Source organism: Devosia sediminis (assembly GCF_016411825.1).
In the GTDB taxonomy this organism is placed as follows: Bacteria; Pseudomonadota; Alphaproteobacteria; order Rhizobiales; family Devosiaceae; genus Devosia; species Devosia sediminis.
Window position 1 is genome coordinate 430,658 of the sequence record NZ_JAEKMH010000002.1, and the last position, 23,334, is coordinate 453,991.

Annotated in this window: 23 protein-coding genes; 11 read left to right on the forward strand and 12 right to left on the reverse strand. The window is 64.1% G+C overall.

What is annotated here, in order from left to right; genetic code table 11:
* Positions 1-67 precede the first annotated feature (67 nt).
* Positions 68-2,092 (forward strand): glycine--tRNA ligase subunit beta, encoded by a 2,025-nt coding sequence (gene glyS, locus JEQ47_RS09415; protein WP_198876149.1) that lies wholly within the window; start codon positions 68-70, stop codon positions 2,090-2,092.
* Between the two features lie 57 nt (positions 2,093-2,149).
* Complete coding sequence (locus JEQ47_RS09420; RefSeq protein WP_198876150.1) at positions 2,150-3,130, forward strand: DUF808 domain-containing protein; 981 nt, start codon at positions 2,150-2,152, stop codon at positions 3,128-3,130.
* 38 nt (positions 3,131-3,168) lie between these two features.
* Here JEQ47_RS09420 and rnhA read toward each other — a convergent pair whose 3' ends face one another.
* Both rnhA and ispH read right to left on the reverse strand, forming a co-directional pair.
* The gene (gene rnhA / locus JEQ47_RS09425) at positions 3,169-3,639 is read right to left on the reverse strand and encodes a ribonuclease HI (protein WP_328768672.1); all 471 of its coding nucleotides are present in this window, start codon (positions 3,637-3,639) and stop codon (positions 3,169-3,171) included.
* Positions 3,632-4,606: a 4-hydroxy-3-methylbut-2-enyl diphosphate reductase gene (ispH, locus tag JEQ47_RS09430; RefSeq protein WP_198876152.1), complete on the reverse strand. Its 975-nt coding sequence runs from the start codon at positions 4,604-4,606 to the stop codon at positions 3,632-3,634. The genes rnhA and ispH overlap by 8 nt, the downstream gene beginning before the upstream one ends.
* 121 nt (positions 4,607-4,727) lie before the next feature.
* Here ispH and JEQ47_RS09435 point away from each other — a divergent pair, with 121 nt between their 5' ends.
* The 3 genes from JEQ47_RS09435 (at position 4,728) to JEQ47_RS09445 (ending at position 9,064) form a co-directional block, all read left to right on the forward strand.
* Complete coding sequence (locus JEQ47_RS09435; RefSeq protein WP_198876153.1) at positions 4,728-6,998, forward strand: putative PEP-binding protein; 2,271 nt, start codon at positions 4,728-4,730, stop codon at positions 6,996-6,998.
* Between the two features lie 80 nt (positions 6,999-7,078).
* A complete protein-coding gene (locus JEQ47_RS09440) occupies positions 7,079-7,633 on the forward strand; it encodes a hypothetical protein (protein ID WP_198876154.1) in 555 nt (184 codons plus the stop codon).
* Positions 7,634-7,903: 270 nt separating this feature from the next.
* Positions 7,904-9,064 carry a cell wall hydrolase gene (locus JEQ47_RS09445; RefSeq protein ID WP_198876155.1) on the forward strand — a complete coding sequence of 387 codons (1,161 nt, stop codon included), beginning with the start codon at positions 7,904-7,906 and terminating at the stop codon, positions 9,062-9,064.
* A gap of 65 nt (positions 9,065-9,129) precedes the next feature.
* Here the strand turns inward: JEQ47_RS09445 and JEQ47_RS09450 are convergent, their stop codons facing one another.
* The 3 genes from JEQ47_RS09450 to ygfZ form a co-directional block, all read right to left on the reverse strand.
* Positions 9,130-9,582: a hypothetical protein gene (locus JEQ47_RS09450; RefSeq protein ID WP_198876156.1), complete on the reverse strand. Its 453-nt coding sequence runs from the start codon at positions 9,580-9,582 to the stop codon at positions 9,130-9,132.
* Between the two features lie 115 nt (positions 9,583-9,697).
* Entirely contained in the window at positions 9,698-10,315 is a 618-nt protein-coding gene (locus tag JEQ47_RS09455; protein WP_198876157.1) for an HD domain-containing protein, read from the reverse strand.
* A 69-nt stretch (positions 10,316-10,384) separates the two neighbouring features.
* Entirely contained in the window at positions 10,385-11,215 is an 831-nt protein-coding gene (ygfZ, locus tag JEQ47_RS09460; RefSeq protein WP_198876158.1) for a CAF17-like 4Fe-4S cluster assembly/insertion protein YgfZ, read from the reverse strand.
* A gap of 118 nt (positions 11,216-11,333) precedes the next feature.
* Between ygfZ and JEQ47_RS09465 the strand changes: the two genes are divergently transcribed.
* From JEQ47_RS09465 to JEQ47_RS09480, 4 genes are all read left to right on the forward strand, one after another.
* Positions 11,334-12,653, forward strand: coding sequence for a dihydroorotase (locus JEQ47_RS09465; RefSeq protein ID WP_198876159.1), 1,320 nt, complete (start codon positions 11,334-11,336; stop codon positions 12,651-12,653).
* A 108-nt stretch (positions 12,654-12,761) separates the two neighbouring features.
* Complete coding sequence (locus JEQ47_RS09470) at positions 12,762-13,463, forward strand: hypothetical protein (protein WP_198876160.1); 702 nt, start codon at positions 12,762-12,764, stop codon at positions 13,461-13,463.
* A gap of 144 nt (positions 13,464-13,607) precedes the next feature.
* Positions 13,608-15,647, forward strand: a complete 2,040-nt coding sequence (locus JEQ47_RS09475; protein ID WP_198876161.1) for an autotransporter family protein — start codon at positions 13,608-13,610, stop codon at positions 15,645-15,647.
* Positions 15,648-15,664: 17 nt separating this feature from the next.
* A complete protein-coding gene (locus JEQ47_RS09480; RefSeq protein ID WP_198876162.1) occupies positions 15,665-16,237 on the forward strand; it encodes a class I SAM-dependent methyltransferase in 573 nt (190 codons plus the stop codon).
* Here the strand turns inward: JEQ47_RS09480 and JEQ47_RS09485 are convergent.
* From JEQ47_RS09485 to JEQ47_RS09500, 4 genes are all read right to left on the reverse strand, one after another.
* Positions 16,234-17,823: a DUF5060 domain-containing protein gene (locus JEQ47_RS09485; protein ID WP_198876163.1), complete on the reverse strand. Its 1,590-nt coding sequence runs from the start codon at positions 17,821-17,823 to the stop codon at positions 16,234-16,236. The two genes, JEQ47_RS09480 and JEQ47_RS09485, sit on opposite strands and share 4 nt — an antisense overlap.
* Positions 17,824-17,917: 94 nt before the next feature.
* Positions 17,918-19,195: an ABC transporter substrate-binding protein gene (locus tag JEQ47_RS09490; RefSeq protein ID WP_198876164.1), complete on the reverse strand. Its 1,278-nt coding sequence runs from the start codon at positions 19,193-19,195 to the stop codon at positions 17,918-17,920.
* 194 nt (positions 19,196-19,389) lie between these two features.
* Positions 19,390-19,851 (reverse strand): hypothetical protein, encoded by a 462-nt coding sequence (locus JEQ47_RS09495; RefSeq protein WP_198876165.1) that lies wholly within the window; start codon positions 19,849-19,851, stop codon positions 19,390-19,392.
* A 98-nt stretch (positions 19,852-19,949) separates the two neighbouring features.
* Positions 19,950-20,498: a hypothetical protein gene (locus tag JEQ47_RS09500; RefSeq protein ID WP_198876166.1), complete on the reverse strand. Its 549-nt coding sequence runs from the start codon at positions 20,496-20,498 to the stop codon at positions 19,950-19,952.
* Between the two features lie 133 nt (positions 20,499-20,631).
* Here JEQ47_RS09500 and JEQ47_RS09505 point away from each other — a divergent pair, with 133 nt between their 5' ends.
* Positions 20,632-21,138 (forward strand): ferritin-like domain-containing protein, encoded by a 507-nt coding sequence (locus tag JEQ47_RS09505; protein WP_198876167.1) that lies wholly within the window; start codon positions 20,632-20,634, stop codon positions 21,136-21,138.
* A gap of 39 nt (positions 21,139-21,177) precedes the next feature.
* Here JEQ47_RS09505 and JEQ47_RS09510 read toward each other — a convergent pair whose 3' ends face one another.
* The 3 genes from JEQ47_RS09510 to JEQ47_RS09520 form a co-directional block, all read right to left on the reverse strand.
* Positions 21,178-21,456 (reverse strand): hypothetical protein, encoded by a 279-nt coding sequence (locus tag JEQ47_RS09510; protein ID WP_198876168.1) that lies wholly within the window; start codon positions 21,454-21,456, stop codon positions 21,178-21,180.
* A gap of 96 nt (positions 21,457-21,552) precedes the next feature.
* Positions 21,553-22,044, reverse strand: a complete 492-nt coding sequence (locus tag JEQ47_RS20940) for a TIGR02301 family protein (RefSeq protein ID WP_268905728.1) — start codon at positions 22,042-22,044, stop codon at positions 21,553-21,555.
* A 9-nt stretch (positions 22,045-22,053) separates the two neighbouring features.
* Positions 22,054-22,455, reverse strand: coding sequence for an NUDIX hydrolase (locus JEQ47_RS09520; protein ID WP_198876170.1), 402 nt, complete (start codon positions 22,453-22,455; stop codon positions 22,054-22,056).
* 71 nt (positions 22,456-22,526) lie between these two features.
* On the opposite strand from JEQ47_RS09520, the gene JEQ47_RS09525 reads away from it, so the two are divergent.
* On the forward strand, positions 22,527-23,276 hold the full coding sequence (locus JEQ47_RS09525; protein WP_198876171.1) for an SOS response-associated peptidase: 750 nt from the start codon (positions 22,527-22,529) through the stop codon (positions 23,274-23,276).
* Positions 23,277-23,334: the final 58 nt, after the last annotated feature.

Sequence of the window (23,334 nt, forward strand, 5' to 3'; positions counted from 1 at the left end):
AGCCCATCGACAACCCTGGCCCCCCGCGCTAATCACGCACACGCCTGAAAAGAACCGGTTATCCGCCATGCCCGAACTCCTGCTCGAACTCTTCTCTGAGGAAATTCCCGCCCGCTTCCAGCGCCGCGCGGCCGAGGATCTCAAGAAAGCCGTCACCAATGCATTGGTGGATGCGGGCCTGGTCTATGAAGGCGCCAAGGCCTTCGTGACGCCGCGCCGCCTGGCGCTGTCGGTCTCTGGCCTGCCGGCTCGCTCGCCCGATACTCGCGAGGAAAAGAAGGGCCCCAAGGTCGGGGCGCCGCAGCCGGCCATCGACGGCTTCCTGCGTTCGGCGGGGCTCAATTCTCTCGACCAAGCCAAGGTCGAAAGCGACCCCAAGAAGGGCGATTTCTACGTGGCGCTGATCGAAAAGCCGGGCGCCGACGCCGTCCATCTGCTGTCGACAATCCTCCCCAGGGTAATGACCGATTTCGGTTGGGCCAAGTCCATGCGCTGGGGCTCGGGCAGCTTCAACTGGGTGCGCCCGCTGCGTGCCATCACCGCGACCTTCGGCACCGAAAACGACGAGCCCGTGGTCGTGCCCTTCGCCGCCGCGGGCCTCAGCTCCGGCCAGACCACGTTCGGGCACCGGTTCCTGTCGCCGGACGCCATCCGCGTCAAGCGCTTCGAGGATTACCAGGCGGCGCTTGAACGCGCCAAGGTCGTGCTCGACATCGACCGTCGCAAGGACATCATCCGCACCGACGCCGATAATCTCGCTTTCGCGCAAGGCCTCTCCGTCATCCATGATGAAGGCCTCCTTGAGGAAGTCGCCGGCCTCGTCGAATGGCCCAATGTGATGATGGGATCGTTCGATGCCGAATTCCTCAAGCTCCCCGAGGAAGTCATCATCGCCACCATCCGCGCCAACCAGAAATGCTTCTGCCTGCGCGACGCTCAGGGCAAGCTCGCGCCCAATTTCATCATCACCGCCAATACCATTCCGGCCGATGGCGGCGCGGTGGTTATTGCCGGCAATGAGCGCGTCATCCGCGCCCGTCTCTCGGATGCGGCCTTCTTCTACCAGGGCGACCTGGCCATTCCGCTCGAGCATGGACTGCCCAAGCTCGAGGACATGGTGTTCCACGCCAAGCTGGGCTCGCAATTCGCCATGGTCGAGCGCCTCGTTCACCTCGCAGCTGAGATCGCCCCCAAGGTCGGCGCCGATGTCGAGCAGACCAAGCGCGCCGCCATGCTCGCCAAGGCCGATCTCGTCACCGGCATGGTTGGCGAATTCCCCGAACTGCAGGGCCTGATGGGCCGCTATTACGCGACCGCCCAGAATGAGCCGGCCGCCATCGCGACCGCTCTCGAAATGCACTACAAGCCGCTCGGCCCCTCCGACCGCGTGCCGACCGAGCCGATCTCCATCGCCGTGGCCCTGGCCGACAAGCTCAACGTGCTCTCCGGCTTCTGGTCGATCGACGAGAAGCCGACCGGCTCGCGCGACCCCTTCGCGCTGCGCCGCGCCGCCCTAGGCGTCATCCGCATCGTCACCGAGAACAACCTGAAATTCCCGCTCGATGTGGAGCCGGATCTCCTGGCCTTCTTCCACGATCGCCTGAAAGTCACGCTGCGCGATGCCGGTGCTCGTCACGACCTCGTGGACGCGGTCATTGCCGCCGACAGCAACGATATCCTCCAGATCACCCAGCGCGCTGAGGCCCTTTCCTCGCTGCTCTCGACCGACGATGGCGCCAACCTCCTCGCCGGCTACAAGCGCGCCGCCAATATCCTCGCCGCCGAGGAAAAGAAGGACGGCAAGTCCTATGCCGGCACGGTCGACCAGGCGGCGCTGAAGCTGCCTGAGGAGGAAGCGCTGGCCTTCGCGGTCGACGGCGTCCATGCCGCCGTGTCCGACCATGTGGCCCGGGACGACTACAAGGGCGCCATGACCGAACTCGCGACGCTGCGTGCGCCAGTCGACGCCTTCTTCACCGCCGTGCTGGTCAACGATGCCGATCCGGCCGTCCGCGCCAATCGTCTGAACCTCCTGGCGCGCCTCCGCGACACCATGCATCTGGTGGCCGATTTCGGGAAAGTCGCTGGATAAACAGGGAACCGCGCAGCCCCTGCGCGGTTTCCGATTGCACCACTCCCGGAGCTTGCCATGTCTGTCGGTCTGATCGCGCTGCTCGATGACGTGGTGAGCCTCGCCAAGGTGGCGGCGGCCTCGCTGGACGACGTTGCTGGGCAGGCCGCCAAAGCCAGCGTCAAGGCGGCGGGCGCCGTCATCGACGATGCGGCGGTGACCCCAAGCTACGTGTCTGGCTTCGATGCCAATCGCGAATTGCCCATCATCGGGCGCATCGCCTGGGGTTCGGTCAAGAACAAGATCCTCTTCCTCTTGCCGGCGGCGCTGATCCTGTCGCTATTCGCGCCCTGGCTGATCACCCCGCTCTTGATGATCGGCGGCGCCTATCTCTGCTACGAGGGCGCCGAAAAGGTTTTCCACCTTTTTGCCCCGCATCAAGCCGAGCACCATGAGGCAGCGATCGAGCACACGGCGGTCGATCCCGTTTCGCTGGAGGAGCAGAAAGTCGCGGGCGCCATCAAGACCGATTTCATTCTCTCCGCCGAGATCATGACGATCATCCTCGCGGCCATCGATGTCGATGATTTCTGGACCCGCGCCGCCATCCTGGCGCTGGCCGGCATCGGCATCACGGCCGCAGTCTACGGCGCCGTGGCTGTCATCGTGAAGGCGGACGATATCGGCCTGTGGTTCGCCAAGACCGGCCGCACCGGCGCCGGTCGCGCCTTCGGCCGCGGCGTCGTGCGCTTCATGCCCTGGTTCATGCAGGGGTTGAGCCTCGTCGGCACCGCTGCCATGACCTGGGTGGGCGGCAGCATCATCGCGCACGGCCTCTACGAATTCGGCTTCACCGGCCCTGAACACGTCATCGAAGCCGCTGCCCATTGGGCCGAGCACACCTTCCCCGCCATTGCTGGTGTCGCCGGCTGGATCGCCACGGCGCTGGTGGATTTCGTCATAGGCCTCGTGCTCGGCGCGCTGCTGATCCCCGTGGCAAGCCACGTCATCAGCCCGGCCTGGGCGGCGATCAAGGGAATGTTGCCGAGGCGGGCTTAGGGCCTTCTACACCTCTCCCTCTGGGGGAGAGGTAAAGATCAAACCGGCGGCGTCAGCGCCGCGGCGCGCTTGGGCTTATATGGCGCCATGCCTTCGCGGGCGAGTTCGTCGGCGCGTTCGTTGAGTTCGTCCCCGGCGTGACCCTTGACCCAGTGCCACTTGATCTCGTGGCGCTTGGTGGCTTCGTCTAGCGCCTGCCAGAGTTCGACATTCTTGACCGGCTTCTTGTCCGCGGTGCGCCAGCCATTGCGCTTCCAGCCGTGGATCCAGCTCTGCACGCCATTCTTCACATATTGGCTGTCAGTGTGGAGGTCGACGGTGCAGGAGCGGGTGAGGGCATTCAGCGCCTCGATGGCCGCCGTAAGCTCCATCTTGTTATTGGTGGTCAGCGCTTCGCCGCCCTTCAATTCCTTGCGGTGCGGCCCGAATTGCAGGATTGCCCCCCAGCCGCCCGGGCCGGGATTGCCCGAACAAGCGCCGTCGGTGTGGATGATGACGCTGTCAGCCACGCCCGCCTGCCACTTCCAGGTTGCGCAGCACGCGCGGGATATTGAAGGCGATATTCTCTTCGGCGGTGGTCTTGGTCTCGACCTTGACGTCATAGCGCGCCGCAAAGGCGTCGATCACCTCTTCGACGAGGCTCTCCGGCGCCGAAGCACCAGCGCTGACGCCGAGTGAAGTGAGATCGCCATAGAGCGACCAGTCGATCTCGCTGGCGCGGTCGACCAGCGTCGCGATCTTGCAGCCCGAGCGCAGGGCGACTTCGACGAGCCGCTGCGAATTGGACGAATGGGGCGAGCCCACCACGATCATGGCATCGACCAGCGGCGCCACGGCCTTGATCGATTCCTGCCGGTTGGTCGTGGCGTAGCAGATATCTTCCTTGTGCGGCCCGTTGATCGCCGGGAAGCGCGCCTTGAGCGCGGCCACGATCTCGCGCGTGTCGTCGACGCTGAGCGTAGTCTGCGTCACGAAGGCAAGCGTCTCGGGGTTCTTCGGCGTGAAGGCATTGGCATCAGCGACGGTCTCGATGAGCGTCACGGCGCCATCGGGAAGCTGGCCCATGGTGCCGATCACTTCGGGGTGACCGGCATGGCCGATCAGCACGATTTCGTGCCCTTCCTCGAAATGCCGCGAGGCTTCCACATGCACCTTGCTCACCAGCGGGCAGGTCGCATCGAGAAAGAACATGTTGCGGCTCTTGGCATCCGCCGGCACGCTCTTGGGCACGCCATGGGCCGAAAACACCACGGGGGCCTCGGTCTCGGGGATTTCGTCGAGCTCCTCGACAAACACGGCACCCTTGGCCTTGAGGCCTTCCACCACATATTTGTTATGCACGATGGCATGCCGCACATAGACCGGCGCACCGTATTTCTGGAGCGCCAGCTCCACGATCTGGATCGCGCGGTCCACGCCGGCGCAGAATCCGCGCGGGGCGCAGAGCAGAATATCGAGATGCGGCCTTTTTTCCATGCCAGATCAGATGCTTTCAGTGCCTTCGCAAGTCAAGTGCTGTTGCAGCCGGGGCGGGGCATGGGCAATATGCAACTGGTAGTATGACCCAAGGCGGTTTCAGGTGAGTTTGGCGCAGGAAATGTTTGCGATTGCCCCGGCAACGGGGAAGGCGAACCTGAGCGCTGGCCAGTTGAAGCTCCTTTCGGGCAAGGCGCGCTGGATTTTCCGCGTCGGTGAAGCCGGCTTTCCCACCGTCCCCACCATCGCCATCACCCGCGCCGCCTGGGAAGAACTGCAGGCCGAGCGGGGTCGGCGCGACACGCGCCTGCGCACGCACTGGGTGGCATGTCTCTTCAAGCTGGTGTCGAAGGACGGCACGCCGCCGCTCCTCGTGGTGCGCACGTCTGCGGCCACACACAATAGCGGCCTTGCGCCGGCCAAGCTCGGCATCGCCGCGCCCGCGGCCCCTGAGGACGCAGTCGATCCCGCCCGGCCACTGGCCAAAGCCATCAAGCAGGCCTTTGAGAGCTACGGATTTTTCGGTCGCGGCTGGACAGGCTTGCGCCACGAAGACGATCGGGCCCGCCAGATCGTCCTGGTACAGGCGGTCGGCCACGGCTCCGTCGAGCAGTTCCTGACGCGCAATGCCATGACCGGCCAGTTGGGGCCCGCGCCGCTCGATGGCACGCCGCTGCCGCGCCTGCCGGCGGACGTTCACAAGCTGATCGACCTGCTCGACGCCAAGGCCGGGCGGCACATGGCCTGCCTGGTCTCCATCGACGGCGGCCGCGTGACCTTTCTCTCCGCACGACCGGTTCAGGCCAGCGCCGGCGCCGAGCTCGAGGCGGCGGTGGATCGCGTCGAGCGCAAGGTCTGGACGCCGCAGGGCGCCGTGACCCGGGTCGATCCCAGTCGCCTGGCGCTGATGCTGCATCCCCGCCTCAAATCGCCTGAAGAAGCCACGCCGATCGCCCGTGGGCTCGGCGTATCTCCTGGTGCCGCCAGCGGCATTATCACATTTAATCCCGACGACGCGGCGCGCCTCCGCGCCCGCGGCAAGCACTGCATTCTCGTCGTCAACGAAACCGGCCCGGCCGATATCGAAGGCATGAAGGCGGCAACGGGCATTCTCACCGCGCGCGGTGGCATGTCGAGCCATGCGGGCGTCATTGCCCGCATCACCGGCAAGCCCTGCGTTGCCGGCGTGCGCAGCCTCAGCGTCGATGCCGGGGAAATGGTTTGCCGCATCGGCGACCGCGAATTCCGCCCCGGCGATCGTCTCACCATCGATGGCACCGATGGCTCGGTCTATCTCGGCACACTCCCGCTGGCACAGCCGCAGATTGGCGGCGCCATCGGCAAGCTGCTGGGCTGGTCCGATGCCAGCCGCACGGTGGCCGTGCGCACCAATGTGGAAACGGTCGAGTCTGCGCAGACGGCGCTGACCTTCGGCGCCGAAGGCATCGGCCTCGCGCGCTCGGAACACATGTTCTTCTCGCCCGAACGCATGGTGGCACTGCGCCGCATGATCCTCAGCGAAGACGAGGATCAGCGCGCCAGGGCCCTGGCCGGTCTCGTCGACTATCAGACCGGCGACTATTCCGCGCTGTTCTCGGCGATGAAGGGGCTTCCTGTCACGGTGCGTCTCTTCGACCCGCCGCTGCACGAATTCCTGCCGCGAACCGACGAGGAAATCGAGGAGACGGCGGCCTCGCTCGGCGTTGCAGTGCGCGCCCTGCGCCTGCGGCTCGAGCGCATCTCCGAGATCACGCCGATGCTGGGCCATCGCGGCGTGCGCCTCGCCATCACCTATCCCGAAATCCTGCAGATGCAGATGCAGGCGGTGCTGGCCGGTGCCCGCGCCGCCAGCGAGCGGCAGGCCGAACCCGTCATCGTCGAGGTGATGGTGCCGTTTGTCTCCACCGCAACCGAAGTGGCGTGGATCCGCGAGCGGGCCTTGGGGATGGTGGAAAATTCGGGACTTGCCCGATCGGACCGCGTCAGGTTTTCCTTCGGCACCATGATCGAATTGCCGCGCGCCTGCCTTAGGGCGGGGGACATTGCCGGCATGGTCGATTTCATTTCCTTCGGCACCAATGACCTGACCCAGACCACGTTCGGCATTTCGCGCGACGATGCGCCGGTCTTCCTTGCGGCCTATCAGCGCAAAGGCGTTTATGAACGTGACCCATTCGTCACCATCGACGAGAAGGGTGTGGGCGAGATGATCGCCATCGCCATTGCCCGCGGCAAGGCGGCCAATCCGGACCTCAAGATCGGCATCTGCGGCGAACATGCGGGCGACCCGGCCTCGCTCCAGTTCTTTGCCGGCCTGGGTGTGGATTACGTCAGTTGCTCACCCTATCGTGTACCGGTTGCCCGGCTGACCTTGGCGCAGGCTTCGGCTTAAATAGCGGCCATTGCATTCCTATATGGAGTGGGTGACACGGTCGTCCGGCTCGGACGGCATATTGAAAGGGCAGGGTGTTCTTGAAGAGTCTGGTTCTGGGTCTGATCGTTCCCCTGTTCATCGCTGTTCCCCTGCCGGCTATGGCGCAAACCGGGGCGCAGTGCGCGGCCATTGGCGATGATGGCGAGCGGCTCGCCTGCTACGATGGCGTATTTCGTAGCGGTGCGACCTCGCCGGATGCAGTCAGCGTCACCCTCGAATCCGAGCAGCTCATTCCGGCCCGCCCGACTGGCCGCGCGCCGGCAACCATCACCGTGTCCTGCGAGGCCGATGTGTTGCAAATTGCATTCGGCTTTGCCGGCAACACCATGTCCTCGCTGGGGCGGGACGCGGGTATCACCCTGCAATATGACCTGGCGCGCGCTCGCTCCTCGACCCTGCCGGTCAATGCGGACAATACCGCCATCCTCATCGACAACTCTGCCGATGCGCGGGCTTTCCTTGACGGCCTCAATGGCGCGACCAACCTCACGGTCCGCGTGACGCCGACCAGCACGCGTTCACTGTCGGTGCGTTTCCGCGTCGATGCATTTGCGCAGGAAGTCGCAGCAGTCGAAGCGGCTTGTGGCCAATAGGCCACAAAGCCAATTTGCCGCACCGAAATGATGGAACCGCCCTACGTGTGCCACATCTGCGCCCCGTGAGCGCCCCAACGGACATTTACTCAGCGCTAACCTTAATAACCGATCATCACGATCAGCGGCATTTGAGCGTCACAATTGCCGAGCGTAGTTCGTGTTGCGTAACGTTGAGTAAAATTAATGGCACTTTCCCACCGGCCAGTGGCGCTCGCGCGCCCGGTCAGAGCGGTTAGCGGAGGCGCACGCCTCACCAAGACGTTGGCAATGGCGTTCGTCGCTCCTGTCGCCTACATCTGCCTGGCCGGCTCTGCCGTCGGCCCCGCCTCGTTCGATCTCGGCGATGCCGGCCTGCCCAACCAGGATCAGGCCGTCGCCATAGCCGTCGCCAAGGCAAGCCTTACCTATTCCGGCGTCGATCCGGTCATCACCGGCTCCGTCAATCATCTCTTCGAAAGCAGCAGCTTCACCGGTCCAAACCGCGCCGAGAAGACCGATCGTGTTCGCCCGGCGGCCGATGCCGTGGCGATTGCCCAGAGCTTCCAGCAGGCGCGCATGCAGATTGCTGCCCTGCGCGGCCCGGCCGATCCGGCCGCCCTTTCGCAAACCAGTATCGCCGATGCCGGCGCCGATGAAACGGCTGACGCGGGTCCGCGCATGTCGGTGGCCTCGCTCGCTCCCGCCGGGGCACCCACGGCCCCCGGTCAGTCGGCCGAGACTGACGGCGTGACCGGTCCCCGCATGTCCACTGCCTCGATGTATGCGCCAGCGTCCGCCGCACCGGCCGAGGCCGAAGAAGCCCAAACCCGCGTGGACGTGGCCGCGGTGCATCCCAATGCCGCTTCCGCGCTCGATGCCATTGCCCGCATCGCGCCCAAGGCCGACGGCGAGACCCTGACCGATGTGACCATGCCGGTCAGCGTCCCAGAACAGCTCGCCTATGCCCGCGCCAATACGCCCGCCACCGAGGATCTGATGACGGGCGGCATGGCCACTGGCGAGACCATGAACGTTTCAGACAAGGAACTCTGGTGCCTTGCTACCGCAATCTATTTCGAAGCGCGCGGCGAGACTTATCGCGGCCAGGTGGCCGTTGCCCAGGTCGTGCTCAACCGCGTCAAGGACCACCGCTATCCCGATACGATCTGCGGCGTGGTCTTCCAGAACCAGAACAAGCGCAATGCCTGCCAGTTCTCCTTCGCCTGTGACGGCATTCCGGAAACCGTGACCGAGCGCCGCCCGTGGGAACAGGCCGAGGACATTGCCGCCAAGATCACCAAGGGCGAGATCTATCTCACCGAAGTGGGCGATGCGACGCACTACCACGCCACTTATGTGCGCCCCGCCTGGGCCCCGCGCATGACCAAGGTGACGCAGGTCGGCCTGCACGTTTTCTACAAGTTCAAGCGCGGCTGGCTGTTCGGCTGATCGCCCTGCCATCCGTCATGCAATCAGGCCTCCATGAGATAATCATGGGGGCCTTTTTGCTGCGCTTAATAGGGCGACGCGCCGCTGAGACGGATGATGGAATGGCCGGCCCGGCTGGCAAATGTGTACCAGTTGCCATTGGTCCAGTAGCGGACCCAGTTCGCGCGGTTCGGCGTCACTTCGGTGACGTCGATACCGGGATACTGGACGTGCCTTGAGGTCAGGCCATCGGTGGAATAGGTGCCGGTGGCAGTCGTGGTGATGCTGACGTAAGTGACCTTGCCTGCTTCGATTTTCTTGACCGTCGCGCTGGAAACCGGATCGGTCAAGACCCAGGGGGCATACTCGACCTCGTAGTCGCGGCCATCGAACTTCACCAGCTTGTCAGTGTCGAAGCCGGCGGGCATTTCGTCGGCCATGACATCAAGAACGTAGCCCGGGCCAAGGGCCGCGAGGGCCGTGGCGCAGATGGCGCCCAGGGTCATTCCAAGGAGCATATGACGGGTCGGCAGGTTCATGGCGGGCATCCCGTTCTGTTCCAAATCGGCACACATGCCTTAACGGATCAGTAACCATGAAGTGCCATGCGGGGAACGTTAATCTTCACTTAAGGTTAACGCGAGCGTGGCCGGGTCAGGAACCAGTTCTGGTTGCGCTAATGCCTTCAAATGCTTCGATAAATCGCTCATGCGCCTGCTGCGTAGGCCAGGGTCGGATGAGCCGCTCGAAGTCGTCGACGTCGAAGGCCGACTGGCCGGGCACGCCGAAGAGCTTGCGGGCCTCCGGCGGATCGAACCCGGCCAGGTGCGTGGCCTCGAAGAAGGCGGCTTCCTGGTCGGCTTTCTTGACCAGCTTGCTCACCGCGGAAGGCATGGTCGCGGGTAGTGAGAATCGGAGGTAAATGGCCGCCAGCAAACCTTTTTCCACCTCCTTGTAGCTGCCGCCGATCACCGCCTTGAAAGGCGAGATGATGTCGCCGACCACATATTCGGGCGCATCGTGGAGCAGGCACTGCAACTGCGCCTTGGGCTCCATGTCGGGATTGGCGGAGCGGAAGAGTTCCAGCACCAGCACGGAGTGCTGAGCGACGGAAAAGGGATAGTCGCCAATGGTTTGGCCGTTCCAGCGGGCCACGCGCGCAAGGCCGTGGGCGATGTCGGACAGCTCCACATCGACCGGGGATGGATCGAGAATATCGAGGCGGCGACCCGACAGCATGCGCTGCCAGGCACGGGAACTTGGGCGGGACATGACGCTCGAATTTGCTAACGGACTGTTAGCACCAACACTAGCAGATCGACCCGATTCGAGAATGTCGCGTCATTCTGCGTCTTCGGTGACCGCTTCTCCGAACCGATAGGTCGCCCAGGCGGGCAGATCGAGCTGCACAGGTTTGCCGTCCACGGTTACGGCAGCCGGATCGGAGATACGGTCGAGCCGCAAAATGGCGACGGCATTGCCCTCGGCCACCTGGCCGATGGTGCCGGCCTCGCGACCATTGGCGACCACGGCGCTGCCAGCGGGTGCCTCGATGCCGGAGACGATGACCGGACGGCGGCGGGCGGTGCCGCGATGCTTCATGCGGCTGACCACTTCCTGGCCGACATAACAGCCCTTGGCGAAGTCGATGCCCTCCAACTGATCCATGCCGATATCGTGGGCAAAGGTGTCGTTGGCGGGGAAATCGTTGCCCAGGTGCAGCACGCCTTGGGCGATGCGGGCCAGGTGATAGGGAGTTTCATCGCTCGACCAGTCGGCCGTGGCCTCGACCGGCGCAATGATGCGGTAGCCGAGGTCGACCGGGCCGAGGCGATCCTTGTGCGCAATGCCGGACGCTTCGGTCGAGAAGCCGACGCGGTGCGTGTCGCGCAGGTCGTCGATCTCCACCTTGGCGCGTAGCCGGTACATGCGCATGCGCTTGAAGAAGTCATCCGCGACGCTTTGGTGCACGTCGAGCCAGAGTGCATCATCGGCAAATCCGGAAAGGCCTTCGGCGAGGATCTTTCCTTGCGGAGAAAGCAGGGCCCAAAGGCTTGCCGTCTCGTTCGGACCGCTGGGGATGATGCCGGTAATGACATCATTGAGCAGCCGGTGGGCATCCGGACCGGAGAAACGGAAGACGACGCGGTCGGCACGTAGGACAGTGGCCATCAGGCACTCCAGAAAACTGAGCTTCCCGCTTTCGCGGGATGACCCGGAGGTGGGATGGACAGGCGGACCCGCTCGCTTTTAGAACCGGGTGCGACAAACCCCACCGGAGACCGCAGACATGGCGCAGTACGACACGATTTTCAAGAACGCGACCGTGGTCAACCAGGACGGCGAGGGCCTCTTCGACATTGCGGTCAAGAATGGCCGGATCGTTGCGCTCGGTACCATCGAGGGCAGCGCGGCCGAAGTGGTGGATTGCAAGGGTCTCCATATCCTGCCGGGCGTCATCGACACGCAGGTGCATTTCCGCGAGCCGGGGCTGACGCATAAGGAAGATCTGGAATCGGGTTCGCTCGGCGCGGTCATGGGCGGGGTGACGGGCGTCTTCGAGATGCCCAATACCAATCCGCTGACCACGACCCGCGAGACTTTTGAAGCCAAGATCGCCGCCGGCACCAACCGCATGCACTGCGACTTCGCCTTCTATATCGGCGGCACGCATGAAAATGTCGGCGAGCTGGCCGTGCTGGAAAGGCTGCCCGGTTGCGCCGGCGTAAAAGTGTTCATGGGCTCGTCCACCGGCTCGCTGCTGGTGCAGGACGATGCCGGCGTGGAGGCGATCCTGCGCGCCATCTCCCGCCGCGCCGCCTTCCATTCGGAAGACGAATACATGCTGGAGGAACGCAAGCACCTGCGCGTGCCGGGCGATCCTTCGAGCCACCCGGTCTGGCGCTCGCCCGAAGTGGCGATGAGCTGCACGACCCGGCTCGTCAACCTTGCCCGCAAGACCGGCAAGCGCATCCATGTGCTGCATATCTCGACCAAGGAGGAAATCGTCTACCTGGCCGACCACAAGGATGTGGCCTCGGTGGAAGTAACGCCGCATCACCTGACGCTGGACGAGACGGCCTATACCCGCCTCGGCACCTACGCACAGATGAACCCGCCGGTGCGCGACAAGGCGCATCGCGAGGGCATCTGGAAGGGTGTCGAGAACGGCGTCGCCGATATCCTGGGCTCGGACCACGCGCCGCATACGCGCGAGGAAAAGGACCATGCCTATCCCGCCAGCCATTCGGGCATGACCGGCGTGCAGACGCTGGTTCCGACCATGCTGGACCATGTGAACAATGGAAAGCTCAGCCTGCCGCGCTTCGTCGACATGACCAGCCATGGCCCCAACCGGCTGTTCGGCATTGCCAACAAGGGCCGCATCGCCGTGGGCTACGACGCTGACCTGACCATTGTCGATCTCAAGCGCCGCGAAACTATCACCAATGACTGGATCAAGTCGCGCGTCGGCTGGACGCCTTATGACGGAGTAACCGTCACCGGTTGGCCGGTCGGCACCATCGTGCGTGGCAATACCGTAATGTGGCAGGGCGAACTGGTGACGCCGAGCAAGGGCCAGCCAATGCGGTTCCTGGAGGCGCTATAGGGTTCGGCAGGTTTAACCCTGTCGATCACAAGTTTTAACGAAACCTTACCTGTCATTGCGTGCGGCCCTGCTTTGCCCTAGCAAAGTAAACGTGGGTGGGGGCTTATCGTGTTTGCGTACAAGCTTTTTCTGTCGAGTACTGCGCTTTGCGGATGCCTTCTGGGACTGATGAACAGCGCCTCTGCGCAAAGTCCCATCATCGGCGTCGACACCGCCACCTTCACGGGGCCGGGCCAGACAGTCAGTGATGACTTCGGCTTTGCCGAAATATTCACCGCCGGGTTCGACGGAACCTATTCGGGTACCTTGACGCAGGGGATCTACAAATACGATGCCGGCAGGCTGCTTCTGACCGGTTCACTGGACTTCCCACACAATCGGTTTGATCGTGAGGTCGTCGTCATCGGGGGGACATTGGCGGCGTCGGGCGACGTCTGGGGCAATCACGGCATTCAGCTGGCTAATGACGGGATTCTGGAAATCACCGACGGCCTGTTTACTTCTGAAGTGAACGGCTACGACTTCGGTTTTGGTGACAAGGACCGCGGCGTGCTGGTGACCGGGGTCGTCACGATCGACTCTGTCAGGGGTGCCACGCCGTTTTATGGCGCCATCCGGCTTCGGAACGGCGCCGATCTCATGGTGCTCAGCCCCCGATTTACGTTCGACTCCGAACGCTTCGACATCGATGGCACCTCGACCCTGCGGTTGGCTAGCCAAGGCAGCCTGATCCCCGTCCTGGTGGCGGATGGCGCGACACTGCACGCTGACGTCGATACGGGCGCCAACGAGGTCACCGGTGGCGTATAGAACAAGAATGGCACCGCACGACTGACACTTTGGGGGCCGGGTGACGTGGTGTCCAACGGCGTGAATGTCAACGCGGGTACCCTCGTAGCGTCCTACAGAACCCTGCCCTTATCCGCATACGTTGCGGCCGGCACGACCGTCGACATGGGCAACCCGAATTCAGGCTATGGTCATGCAGACGACGGCAGTTACGCCGGCACCATCAGCGGCGCGGGTGCGCTCATCAAATCAGGGTCGGGCGTTCTGACCTTGACGGGCGATCATGCCTTTACCGGCGGCACCACGATTACCGGTGGCACGTTGCGCCTTGGCGAGGGCGGTTCGAGCGGAATGATCGCCGGCAATGTCGTCAACAACGGCACTTTAATATTCGAGCGCAGCGACGACGTCCGCTTTGCCGGCGCAATCTCCGGCAGTGGCGCGGTCGTCAAGGCCGGGGATGGCGTGTTGACGCTCACCGGCGAGCATACTTTTACCGGTGGCACCAGCATTACCGGCGGTTCGCTGCGTATTGGCGGTGGTGGCACCAGCGGCATGATCCACGGCGACATCAACAACGACGTCTATCTGACTTTCGACCGCTCCGATAACGCCCGCTATTCCGGATCGATTTCGGGCAGCGGCTCCGTGTGGAAAGCGGGCGCAGGACAACTGGAGCTGACCGGCATCAGCACCCATACCGGCCAAACCATCGTCCAGGCGGGGAGCGTGATCATCAATGGTCGGCTCACCGACTCCTACATGTTCGTCGAGGCCGGAGCGCGCCTCGGCGGAGGCGGTTCGGTGAATGGCTTCACCATCGAATCGGGCGGTCGAGTAGCGCCCGGCAATTCGGTCGGTACGCTGACGGTCCTGGGCGATGTCCAGTTCGATCCGGGGTCCTTCTTCGATGTCGAAATCGAGGGCGATCGCAGTGATCTCCTGCGCGTCGCCGGGGCGGCCGGGATTGACGGCGGCACGATCAATGTCCTGGGTGCGGCCGGCGGCGCCAGCAGCGGACGCTACACCGTCCTGACGGCCGGCAGCGGCGTTACCGGCCGGTTCACAGCGGTTGCCGACGACCTTCCCGATATCGATTTTGTCGATGTCTACGATGGCAGCAGCGTGCAACTGGTGGCGCGGGCGACGGCGAACACGTCGACCCTCTCCGCTAAATCCAACGGGGTGGCCGCGACAGCTGGCGTCATCGAGACGGTGTCGATGTTCACCAGCATGTTGGGCGGCAGGATGTCGGGTGGGCCACAGCCATCGGCGACCACAGCGCCGCTCGCCTATGTCAGCGCCGGGCGTGGCGAGGCCGCAGCGGCCATCGATCAGGCTGTGGCGCCCCTTCATGCCGAGCCGTCCGGCCTATCCGTCTTCGTGCAGGGCATGGGCGGGACGGAGTCCGTTGCCGGGCAGGGCGCCGCCAGTGGCCTCGACGCATCGATGGGCGGCGTGCTCGGAGGGATCGAATACGCCAATCTGGTCAGCAACACCGTCTTCGGCGTGGCCGGCGGGTATAGCGCGTCCGGCGTTCGGGTCACCGACGGCAGCGCCAGGCTGGGCACCGCCCATCTCGGTCTTTATGGCAGCCAGGGCCTGGGCGACCTCACGCTCAGCGGGGCGCTTGGCTATCATTGGGGCACGATCGACCTGTCGCGCAATATTGGTTTTGGCGGCGGTGGCGGAACCACGGCGACCGGGTCGGCCTCCATGCATGCCGTGACGGGTTCGCTCGAAGCCTTCTACGATGTGGGCAGCCAGGTCGGCGCGGGCTGGAGCATCGGCCCGGTCGCGAGCCTCCATGCCGTCAATGCCTATCGAGGCGCCTATGGCGAAACCGGCGCCGGCATCCTCAACCTGCAGGTGGGCGCCGATGCGGTGACGCGCATCGACGGCAATATCGGCCTGCGCATCGGCGGCGAGTTCGATTTTGGCGGCTTCATTCTCACGCCACAGACGGAGCTGCGCTACGAACGGCAGTTGATCAACACCGCCGGTAGCGGGCAGGCGACAATCGCCCAGGCCGGCGCGTCGTTTGCGCCGCAGGTGTCGACCGGCGCGCAGGACCAGCTCGGCATCGGGCTGGCGCTCGGCGTCGAGTTTGCGGACAATTTCAGTGTAGCGGCCAGCTATGACGGCTCGTTTGGCCAGGGCACGCAGTCCCATCGCGGGCTGGCGACGATGTCGCTCAAGTTCTAGACGGGACAGATGGCGGCATGAGCGATTGGCATGCCTACCACCAGACTTCGGCACAATTGCCCCCCAGGGAGCTTTTGCTCAAGGCGCTTGAGGTCGCCAACGGACCGGCCCGGGCCACGGACATCGGCTGCGGGTCGGGCCGGGATACGCTGCATCTCGTGGCCGAAGGCTGGGAGGTCGAAGCGCTGGACTCAAGCGCCGAGGCGCTGGCCCTCTTGGCCGCAAAAACGCCCCCAGCCGCGCGCGGAAGACTGACGCTCACCCAAGCCACGATGGAGGACGCCACGTTGCGTCCGGCCCGGCTGGTCTATGCGGCGATGTCGCTGCCTTTCTGCGCACCCTCGGAGGCGCCAGCCCTGTGGAGCCGGATCGCGGCCGCGGTCGAACCGGGCGGTGTGTTTGCCGGTCATTTCTTCGGCCCGCGCGATGCCTGGGCGGCCAACGGGCTGTGGACGCTGTCGCGCCTCGATCTCGACACCATGCTGTCGGGCTGGTCCGTTCTCCACCTGACCGAGTTCGAAGGCATGCGGACCACAGCTACCGGGCACGAGAAGTGGTCGCATATCTTCGAGGTGGTGGCGCGGCGCTAGCCCTCCACCCGCCGCAGCACCAGCGCCAGGTTCGGCTTGGGCTGGATGAACAAGAGGTCGCCGCGGGTGACACGCTCCGCAACCGGCGTTTCGGTCATGTCCCAGGTGTCGAGCACGGCGGCGCTGTAGAACTGGTCGGGCGGGGTGGGCACGACCACTTCGCGCGGCTGCCGCTGGCCGAAATAGGCGAGGTAATATTCGCCCGGGACATGGGCGATGGGATAGGGGAAGCGGATTTTCGGCCAATCCTCCTCGCCCTTGGCGGGCTTGGACATTTCGGGCCCGGTGACGTTGTCGGCACCATATTTCATGATGCGGTGATTGCGATTGTCCAGCATGGGTTCGAGCGCGGCATCCGGCGCTGCCTCGAGGATCTCGCGTAGAAAGGCAATGCGCGCGACGCTGTCGCCAATCAACTTGCCGCCCTTGGCCCACCAGAGGATTTCGGCGTCGTTGTAGTAGGTCTCGCCATGGGTGACATGGCCGCCATTGACCACGCCCAGCCAGAACTTATGCACCAGGTCGCGGCCGCTGATATTGCCCCACTGCTCGGCAATGTCGCCCTCGTAGCAGCATTCGTCGACCGAGACCGGCTTGCCGAAGCGCTCGCGCCAAAGCAGCGAATGCTCGGTCTCAGGGCGCTGGATGCTGACATGGGTGAGCCGCTTGTCGGTCCAGTCATAGAGCGGGAAGGCATTGTGGATGGAGAGCAGGTGGCCGAACGGATCAGCGTCGGCGACGACGCCGATCATCCGGTCCCAGTCGGCCAGCGACTTGTTTTCCATGAAGTCATATTCATTGGCCATCGACCACCAGACATTGGGGAAGGCGGCGAGGCGCGCCACGATGTAGCGCAGGTAGCGGTCGTCCTGCTCCGCCGACATGCGCGAAAAGCCCCAGCGGTCATAGGGGTGCAGGAGGATCAGGTCGGCTTCGACGCCGATGTCGCCGAGCTGGCGGATGCGCTTTTCGAGGTGCTGGAAATAGGCCGGATTGGGCCGGTCGAGATCGAACTCCCAACCGGCGTCCTCGACCTTGCCCGGCCAGGTGCTGGAGCCCTGCTTGATTAGCGCAAAGGGGTAATGCGGCGGCTCGTTCTGGTTGTAGCGATAGTGCTTGGGAAAGACGCACATGCGGATCTTGGTGAAGGGCGCCTCGGCGAGAGTTGCAAGGGTCTCCTCCTCCAGCGCGTCGCCCTGGTGGTTCCAGGCATAGGCCGTGGTGCCGATATTGAGATAGCGGGTGCCGTCAGCGTAGCGGAAGTCGAACGTGTCGGCGACGCGGACCGGGCCATGATCGCCTGGTTTCGCGGGCCCCACGTCAAGCGTGGCGGCAAGGCCATCGAGGCCGGGCGCATTGCTCGTCGTGCGGCACTGCCAGGGGCCCTGCTGGTCGGGCAGGAAGCGGATGCGGTAGATGCCCTCGCCATCGTAGAAGCCGGGAACTTCGATCGAGCGGGTACCCCGGGTGAAGGTCGCGGACAGGGTGACGTCGAGAAAGGGATTGCCACTGGCGGGACCGCGCAGGGTCAGTTCATGAGGGGCCCAGAGTGTGGGCCCGGCTTCGGGGAAGGCGATGTCCTGCATGGTGCGGCCGTTCGGTCAATTGGTCGGAAATGGAGCCGGCACGGGGAGTGTGCCGGCTCCGTCGACGTGGCGGGGAGGTCGCCGCCAGCCGGTGTCAGGCCCGTGCCAGAATGGCGTTGGAATCCTCGACATAGATGCGGCCGGCTTCCGTGGTGTCGATCTGTCCGAACGAGACCTGCTGGCTGAGTTCGCGGAACTTGGTTTCCACCTCCGAGGCGCCACGCGGAGGCGGTGGCGGGATGGGGGTGGCGACCGGGGTCACGGCGGCCACGAAATCAAGCGACTGGCGGGTGATGTCGTCGAGCTCGGGCGCCAGGATCGCCTGCATCGAGGGGGATGAGGGCACGCCGCGCTCCACGCCCAGGATCTTCACCCCGGTGGGGTTCATGACCAGGAAATTGGCGAGGCTGACTGCGTCGGACTTGTGCTGCGAACCAGACCAGATCGACAGGTGCTGCGAGGGGCGGATGAACTGGCCCATCGTATCGCCGGCGCCCTGCGGATACATGGCCATGCCGAGCGGCTTGGGGGTCGCGCTCTGCAGCGCCACGACCTGGTTGGAATGGCCGAAATTGGTGCCGGCACGACCCTGGATGAGCAGGTTCTCGGCAATGGATTCGATGTCGAGGGCGGCCACGTCGGCCGGTGGAATGGCGCCGCGCTCGCGCGCCGCGGCCCACATGTCGAACCATTCGGTGACGACTTCCTGACCAACCCCGACGGCCTGGCCGTCATAGAGCTGGAAGCCCTTCTGGCGGACATAGTTTTCGAAGACCAGCGCATTGCCGCTGCCATCGCTCATGCCGAAGAAGCTGCCGTCGCCGGCCTTGGTCACGGCCTCGGCCATGTCGAACCACTGGTCCCAGGTCGAGTCGATCGCGATGTCTGCGAAGCCGGCGGCCGCGTAGGCATCCTTGTCATAGTACATGGTGGTCGTGTTGTTGCCGAGGTTGATGCCGTAGAGCTTGCCATCGACGCGCAGGGAATCGACCGACGAGGCCGGCCAGTCGCTGATGTCGAGCTCGTTGCCGACATAGTCGTCGAGCGGCTCGAGTACGCCGCGCTGGGCATATTCGGCAATCTGGCTGTAACCCAGCTGCATGATGTCGGGCGCGCCGCCACCGGCGATCTTGGTGGTGAGGCTGACGAAATAGTCGGCCGTCGAGCCCAGCGACTCCGCCTGGACATCGAGGCCCGGCTGCGTGGCCACGAATTCGTCGATGGCCTTGAGCGTGCGCTCCATGCGGTTCTGACCGCCCCACCACATCATGCTGATCTGGCGCTGTTCCTGCGCCCAGGCGGGCAGGGCGGTCATGGCCGCGGCGGCCCCACCCAGTTGCAGCAGTGTTCTGCGATTGATTGACCGACCCATCATTTCCTCCTCAGGGCGATGTCCAAAGGCACGGCGCCCCGCCTCATTCTCCGGAGGCTCTGGTCACCCTGTCTTGTATGGAAGATTGCGCATTATTTTTAGCTTGTCACCAGAAAATGCAGATATAGCGCGAAAAACCGCAGTTAAACGCATAATGCGCGAGCAAATGACATGCGTTTTATGTGATTTGGCCGCTACTTGGCGGTCCGGTCGTCCAGGCGCAGATGGGTTTGCGCAACATGGTCGCGAAACGCCTTATGGCGCTCGTCGCCCATGTTCTCGTACGTGGTGAGCAGCCTGCGGACGTGTTCCGACCCGTCATGGCGACCGCGACGATACTCGGCGTGAAAGGGGCTCACGGAATTGCTCGCCTCGACGAGGCGCATGCGGGCGGCAGAACCGGCCCCCGGCCATGCCCGATCCAGGGCCTCGGCCATGATGTCCACGACGGTGTCCTGGTCCGGCATGCCAGACATGTAGACGACGGCAACCGCGTGAGTGGTTAGCACTTCCAGGAAACCCACGACATAGGGGTCGGTGAAGACCTGCCGGGGCAGGGGACCACCCAGTTTTTCCTCAAAGCCGAAGAACATGGATCCGATATAGAGGCCGGCTTGCTCGACTGCAGCGGGTCGCTTGTCCTCGAAGCCGAACATCGTTTCCTCCGTGGTCCGGGCCGATATCCGTGTAACGCGCCGCCGGGGCGCAGGCCCCGCTCCATCGAAGATCGTCTGCCAGTCTACGGGCCCGCGTTTCAGTCCCCGGCGACGAACGCCGTCCATTCGCCGTCCTCGGCGATGTAGACGCGCCACCAGAACCAGCCGCCAAAGGCGCCCATGTCGTCGAACTCCGCCTCGGTGACGAGACGGTAGGCATCGACGGTCTGTTCCGGCGTCAACGCCGCAAGGTCCACCACGGCCAGATAGGGCCATACATAGCTGTCATTGCCATCTTCAGAGGGCAGGATCGCATAGGGCATTTCGAGGAGGTTGCGCAGCAGGGCCAAGGTCGGCCGACCCGCGGGGTCGTCATTCTGCTCGCGCAGATAGGCCACAGGATCGTCCGGGCCGCCATAGCTGACCGTTGGCGGGAACTCCTGGGCCTCCATGATCGGCCGCAGGCTTTCGATGTCGCCGGTCCGGGTTGCCGCGATCAGCTTGTCGCGCATGGCTTTGACCGGCTTGGGCAGGGCGGAGAAATCATCGCTGATGGCGACATTGGCGTAGGGATCGAATGCTTCGTCCTGCGCTTGGACGGGCGCTGCGAGAACAGTCAGCATCAACAGGAGGGCGGGACGGCGCATGATGGGTCTCCTCGCGGGGATCATCGGATCATGAGGGCAAGAGAGCAAGTCCCGAGGTCGTCCGACCAGAGGAATCGTGATGGAGCATTCTGCCGATGCTGACGTTGGCCGGTCTCTAAAACAGGAGACAGCCATGACGACCGCAAGGGACATTTACATCACTGGCCTCAAGAATGCCCATGCCATGGAGAACCAGGCGCTGGCGATCATGAAGCCGCAATTGCAGCGCATCGAAAGCTACCCTGACGTGGCCGAGCGGCTCAGCCAGCACATTGCCGAGACCGAGGGCCAGATCGAGCGTCTGGACCAGTTGCTGGACCGCGCCGGCACGGACCGCTCGGGGCTCAAGGATACGGCGATGAGCATTGCCGGAACCATGGCCGCGCTGGGCCACACCATCGCGCCGGACGAAATCGTCAAGAACAGCTTTGCCAACTATGCCTTCGAGAACTTCGAAATCGCCGCCTACAAGTCGCTGCTGGCTCTTGCCGACGAAGCCGGCGACGAGGAGGCCATCGCGCTGCTCGAAACCAATCTAGAGGAGGAAATCGCCATGGCAGAGTGGCTCGACGAGAATATCGAGCCGCTGACCCTGCGGTTTGCGTCGCTGGCCAGCATGGGCGCCGACGCCAAGCGGTGACGGCAGCGACAATCACTGGGCCCGCAAGGGCCTGGTGACTTATTGCAGGATGCGCTCGAGATTGTATTCGCCGTTGCGGATGCGCTCGGGCAATTGCTCGATGAGGTCGGCGGCGGCCTCGTCGCCATGCATCTTCACAAAGGTGGCAAGGGCGGCGAACAGCGAGGCATGGGCGAGCGAAGCCGGCTCCAGCCCATCTTCTTCCGCGCTGTTCCAGGCTTCCGCCAGATATTCGAGCGCGAGCTGACGCTCCGATTGGGCAGGGTCGAACGGACCTGTGCCGGAAGCGGGCGAAAAGATAGTTTTGGGCGTGCTCATGGGTCCGGGCATATCACGACCCGATGGGCCTCGCGTGCAGGAAGTAAGCCGAAGGTTAACGGCGGGTAGGCAATTGCACCAAGTGACCGGCCCCGTCTATTCGGCAAATCGCGTATGGATATCGCGGGCCAGCCGCTGTGCTTCGGTAAGGAGGCGCTTCAGCGCTTCCTCGGAAGCTGGTGTGCATTGGCGATGAAAACGCGAAAAGGCCGTGTAGCCCGTGTTGAACGCGCCGGCGAGACGCTGCCGGCGATCCTCGTCCGGCTCGTCCAGTTCGATGAGTTCAGCCGCCTGGGCGCGCCAGTCCTCGTCACCGGCATTGCAGAGCGGCTGCAGGAAATAAAGGCTGCCCATGATTTCCGACAAGCGCTCCATCTGACGTTGGTACGGCGGGTCGATGGCGAAGGCGGGGGTGGCGAGGAGGAGGGTGAGAAATGCAAGAAGGCCCCCACCCTTGATCCCTCCCCACAAGGGGGAGGTAGACGATGAACTCTGGCGCCGCGCCCTTGCGCCTCCCTCCCCTCGATGGGGAGGGACTGAGGGTGGGGTGAGGCCACACACCGGAAGGGATGAGTTCAACGCGTTCATTGCCGCCTTCTACCAGCTTTGTCCCAGGACGCGGAAACATTCTCTGATGACATCGTCGAGACGGGAGGTGGTGCGCAGGGCCAGCAGCATGCCCGGGTCGGCCCATTTGTAGTCGACCACCTCGTCGGATGGCCGGACCTGGCCGACATAGTCGGTGGTGGTAAAGACGGCGAGCCGATAGGTGCCGTCGCGGCCGAGCGACTGCGTCATGGCGTGCCTGGGATTGCGGATGGTGAGGCCCAGTTCCTCCTGCACTTCGCGGATGGCGCATTGCTCGATGGTTTCATTCGCCTCCAGCCGGCCGCCCGGAAAGGTCCAGAGGTTCTGGTAAGGCGCCAGGGCGCGCTTGATCAGCAGGATCTTGCCATGCTTGACGATGCCGACGCTGGCGGCATTGGGGAGGTCGGTCATATCGGGGGCAATCGGGCGGTTTGCGATTCGTATCCCGAGAGACTACCTCTCTTGGGTAAAGGAGACACGCCATGTGTGGTCGCTACGCCTCGACCCTGCCGCCGGAAATGATGGTGGAGCTGTTCAAGCTGCTCAAGAGCATCGACATGGTGCCGCGCTTCAATATTGCGCCCACCCAGCCCATCGTCGCCATCTGGGAAGCGGAAGGCCGTCGCGAGCCGCATTTCGCGCGTTGGGGTTTCGTGCCCGGCTGGGTCAAGGATCCGCGCGAGTTTCCGTTGCTGGTCAATGCCCGGGCCGAGAGCATGGCCGAAAAGCCCGCCTTCCGCGACCGGGTGAAGCACGGCCGCTGCATCGTGCCGGCCAGCGGCTATTACGAATGGCATACCGGCCCGGACAAGAAGAAGCAGCCCTATTACATCACGCGCGCCGATGGCCAGCCCATGGCGCTGGCGGGGCTGTATTCCACCTGGATCGGGCCCAATGGAGAGGAAGTCGACTCCGTCGCCACCATCACCGTTGCCGCCAATCCGCAGCTCTCGGTGATCCACGACCGCATGCCGGCAATCATGCTCGACGCGGACCAGCAGGATACCTGGCTGAATGTCCGTGAGGTGCGCGCGCAGGAAGCGGTGCAGATGGCGCTACCGCTCGAGGACGGTGTGCTGAAATTCCATCCGGTCTCGACGCGGGTCAATTCGGCGCGCGACGACGATCCGGGCCTGATCGAGCCGGTATCGCTGGAAATGGTGGAGGCTGAACGGCCCAGGCCCAGGGCAAAAAAAGCCGCCGGTGGCGGCGGGCAAATGGACCTGTTCTGAGATGGACCTGTTCTGAGAAAGAGGCTGCATCCGCCCCAAAGGAGCGGATGCAAGCGGC

Excerpts from the sequence above, each read along its gene's own strand:
- JEQ47_RS09450 (WP_198876156.1), bottom strand. The coding sequence starts at position 9,582 with ATGAACCTGCCGACCCGTCATATGCTCCTTGGAATGACCCTGGGCGCC.
- ygfZ (WP_198876158.1), bottom strand. The coding sequence starts at position 11,215 with ATGGCCACTGTCCTACGTGCCGACCGCGTCGTCTTCCGTTTCTCCGGT.
- JEQ47_RS09505 (WP_198876167.1), top strand. The coding sequence starts at position 20,632 with ATGACGACCGCAAGGGACATTTACATCACTGGCCTCAAGAATGCCCAT.
- JEQ47_RS09465 (WP_198876159.1), top strand. The coding sequence starts at position 11,334 with ATGGCGCAGTACGACACGATTTTCAAGAACGCGACCGTGGTCAACCAG.
- JEQ47_RS09495 (WP_198876165.1), bottom strand. The coding sequence starts at position 19,851 with ATGTTCGGCTTCGAGGACAAGCGACCCGCTGCAGTCGAGCAAGCCGGC.
- ispH (WP_198876152.1), bottom strand. The coding sequence starts at position 4,606 with ATGGAAAAAAGGCCGCATCTCGATATTCTGCTCTGCGCCCCGCGCGGA.
- JEQ47_RS09510 (WP_198876168.1), bottom strand. The coding sequence starts at position 21,456 with ATGAGCACGCCCAAAACTATCTTTTCGCCCGCTTCCGGCACAGGTCCG.
- JEQ47_RS09490 (WP_198876164.1), bottom strand. The coding sequence starts at position 19,195 with ATGGGTCGGTCAATCAATCGCAGAACACTGCTGCAACTGGGTGGGGCC.
- JEQ47_RS09420 (WP_198876150.1), top strand. The coding sequence starts at position 2,150 with ATGTCTGTCGGTCTGATCGCGCTGCTCGATGACGTGGTGAGCCTCGCC.
- JEQ47_RS09525 (WP_198876171.1), top strand. The coding sequence starts at position 22,527 with ATGTGTGGTCGCTACGCCTCGACCCTGCCGCCGGAAATGATGGTGGAG.
- JEQ47_RS09455 (WP_198876157.1), bottom strand. The coding sequence starts at position 10,315 with ATGTCCCGCCCAAGTTCCCGTGCCTGGCAGCGCATGCTGTCGGGTCGC.
- JEQ47_RS09485 (WP_198876163.1), bottom strand. The coding sequence starts at position 17,823 with ATGCAGGACATCGCCTTCCCCGAAGCCGGGCCCACACTCTGGGCCCCT.
- JEQ47_RS09475 (WP_198876161.1), top strand. The coding sequence starts at position 13,608 with ATGGGCAACCCGAATTCAGGCTATGGTCATGCAGACGACGGCAGTTAC.
- JEQ47_RS09480 (WP_198876162.1), top strand. The coding sequence starts at position 15,665 with ATGAGCGATTGGCATGCCTACCACCAGACTTCGGCACAATTGCCCCCC.
- JEQ47_RS20940 (WP_268905728.1), bottom strand. The coding sequence starts at position 22,044 with ATGAACGCGTTGAACTCATCCCTTCCGGTGTGTGGCCTCACCCCACCC.
- JEQ47_RS09445 (WP_198876155.1), top strand. The coding sequence starts at position 7,904 with ATGGCGTTCGTCGCTCCTGTCGCCTACATCTGCCTGGCCGGCTCTGCC.
- JEQ47_RS09520 (WP_198876170.1), bottom strand. The coding sequence starts at position 22,455 with ATGACCGACCTCCCCAATGCCGCCAGCGTCGGCATCGTCAAGCATGGC.
- JEQ47_RS09500 (WP_198876166.1), bottom strand. The coding sequence starts at position 20,498 with ATGCGCCGTCCCGCCCTCCTGTTGATGCTGACTGTTCTCGCAGCGCCC.
- glyS (WP_198876149.1), top strand. The coding sequence starts at position 68 with ATGCCCGAACTCCTGCTCGAACTCTTCTCTGAGGAAATTCCCGCCCGC.
- JEQ47_RS09435 (WP_198876153.1), top strand. The coding sequence starts at position 4,728 with ATGTTTGCGATTGCCCCGGCAACGGGGAAGGCGAACCTGAGCGCTGGC.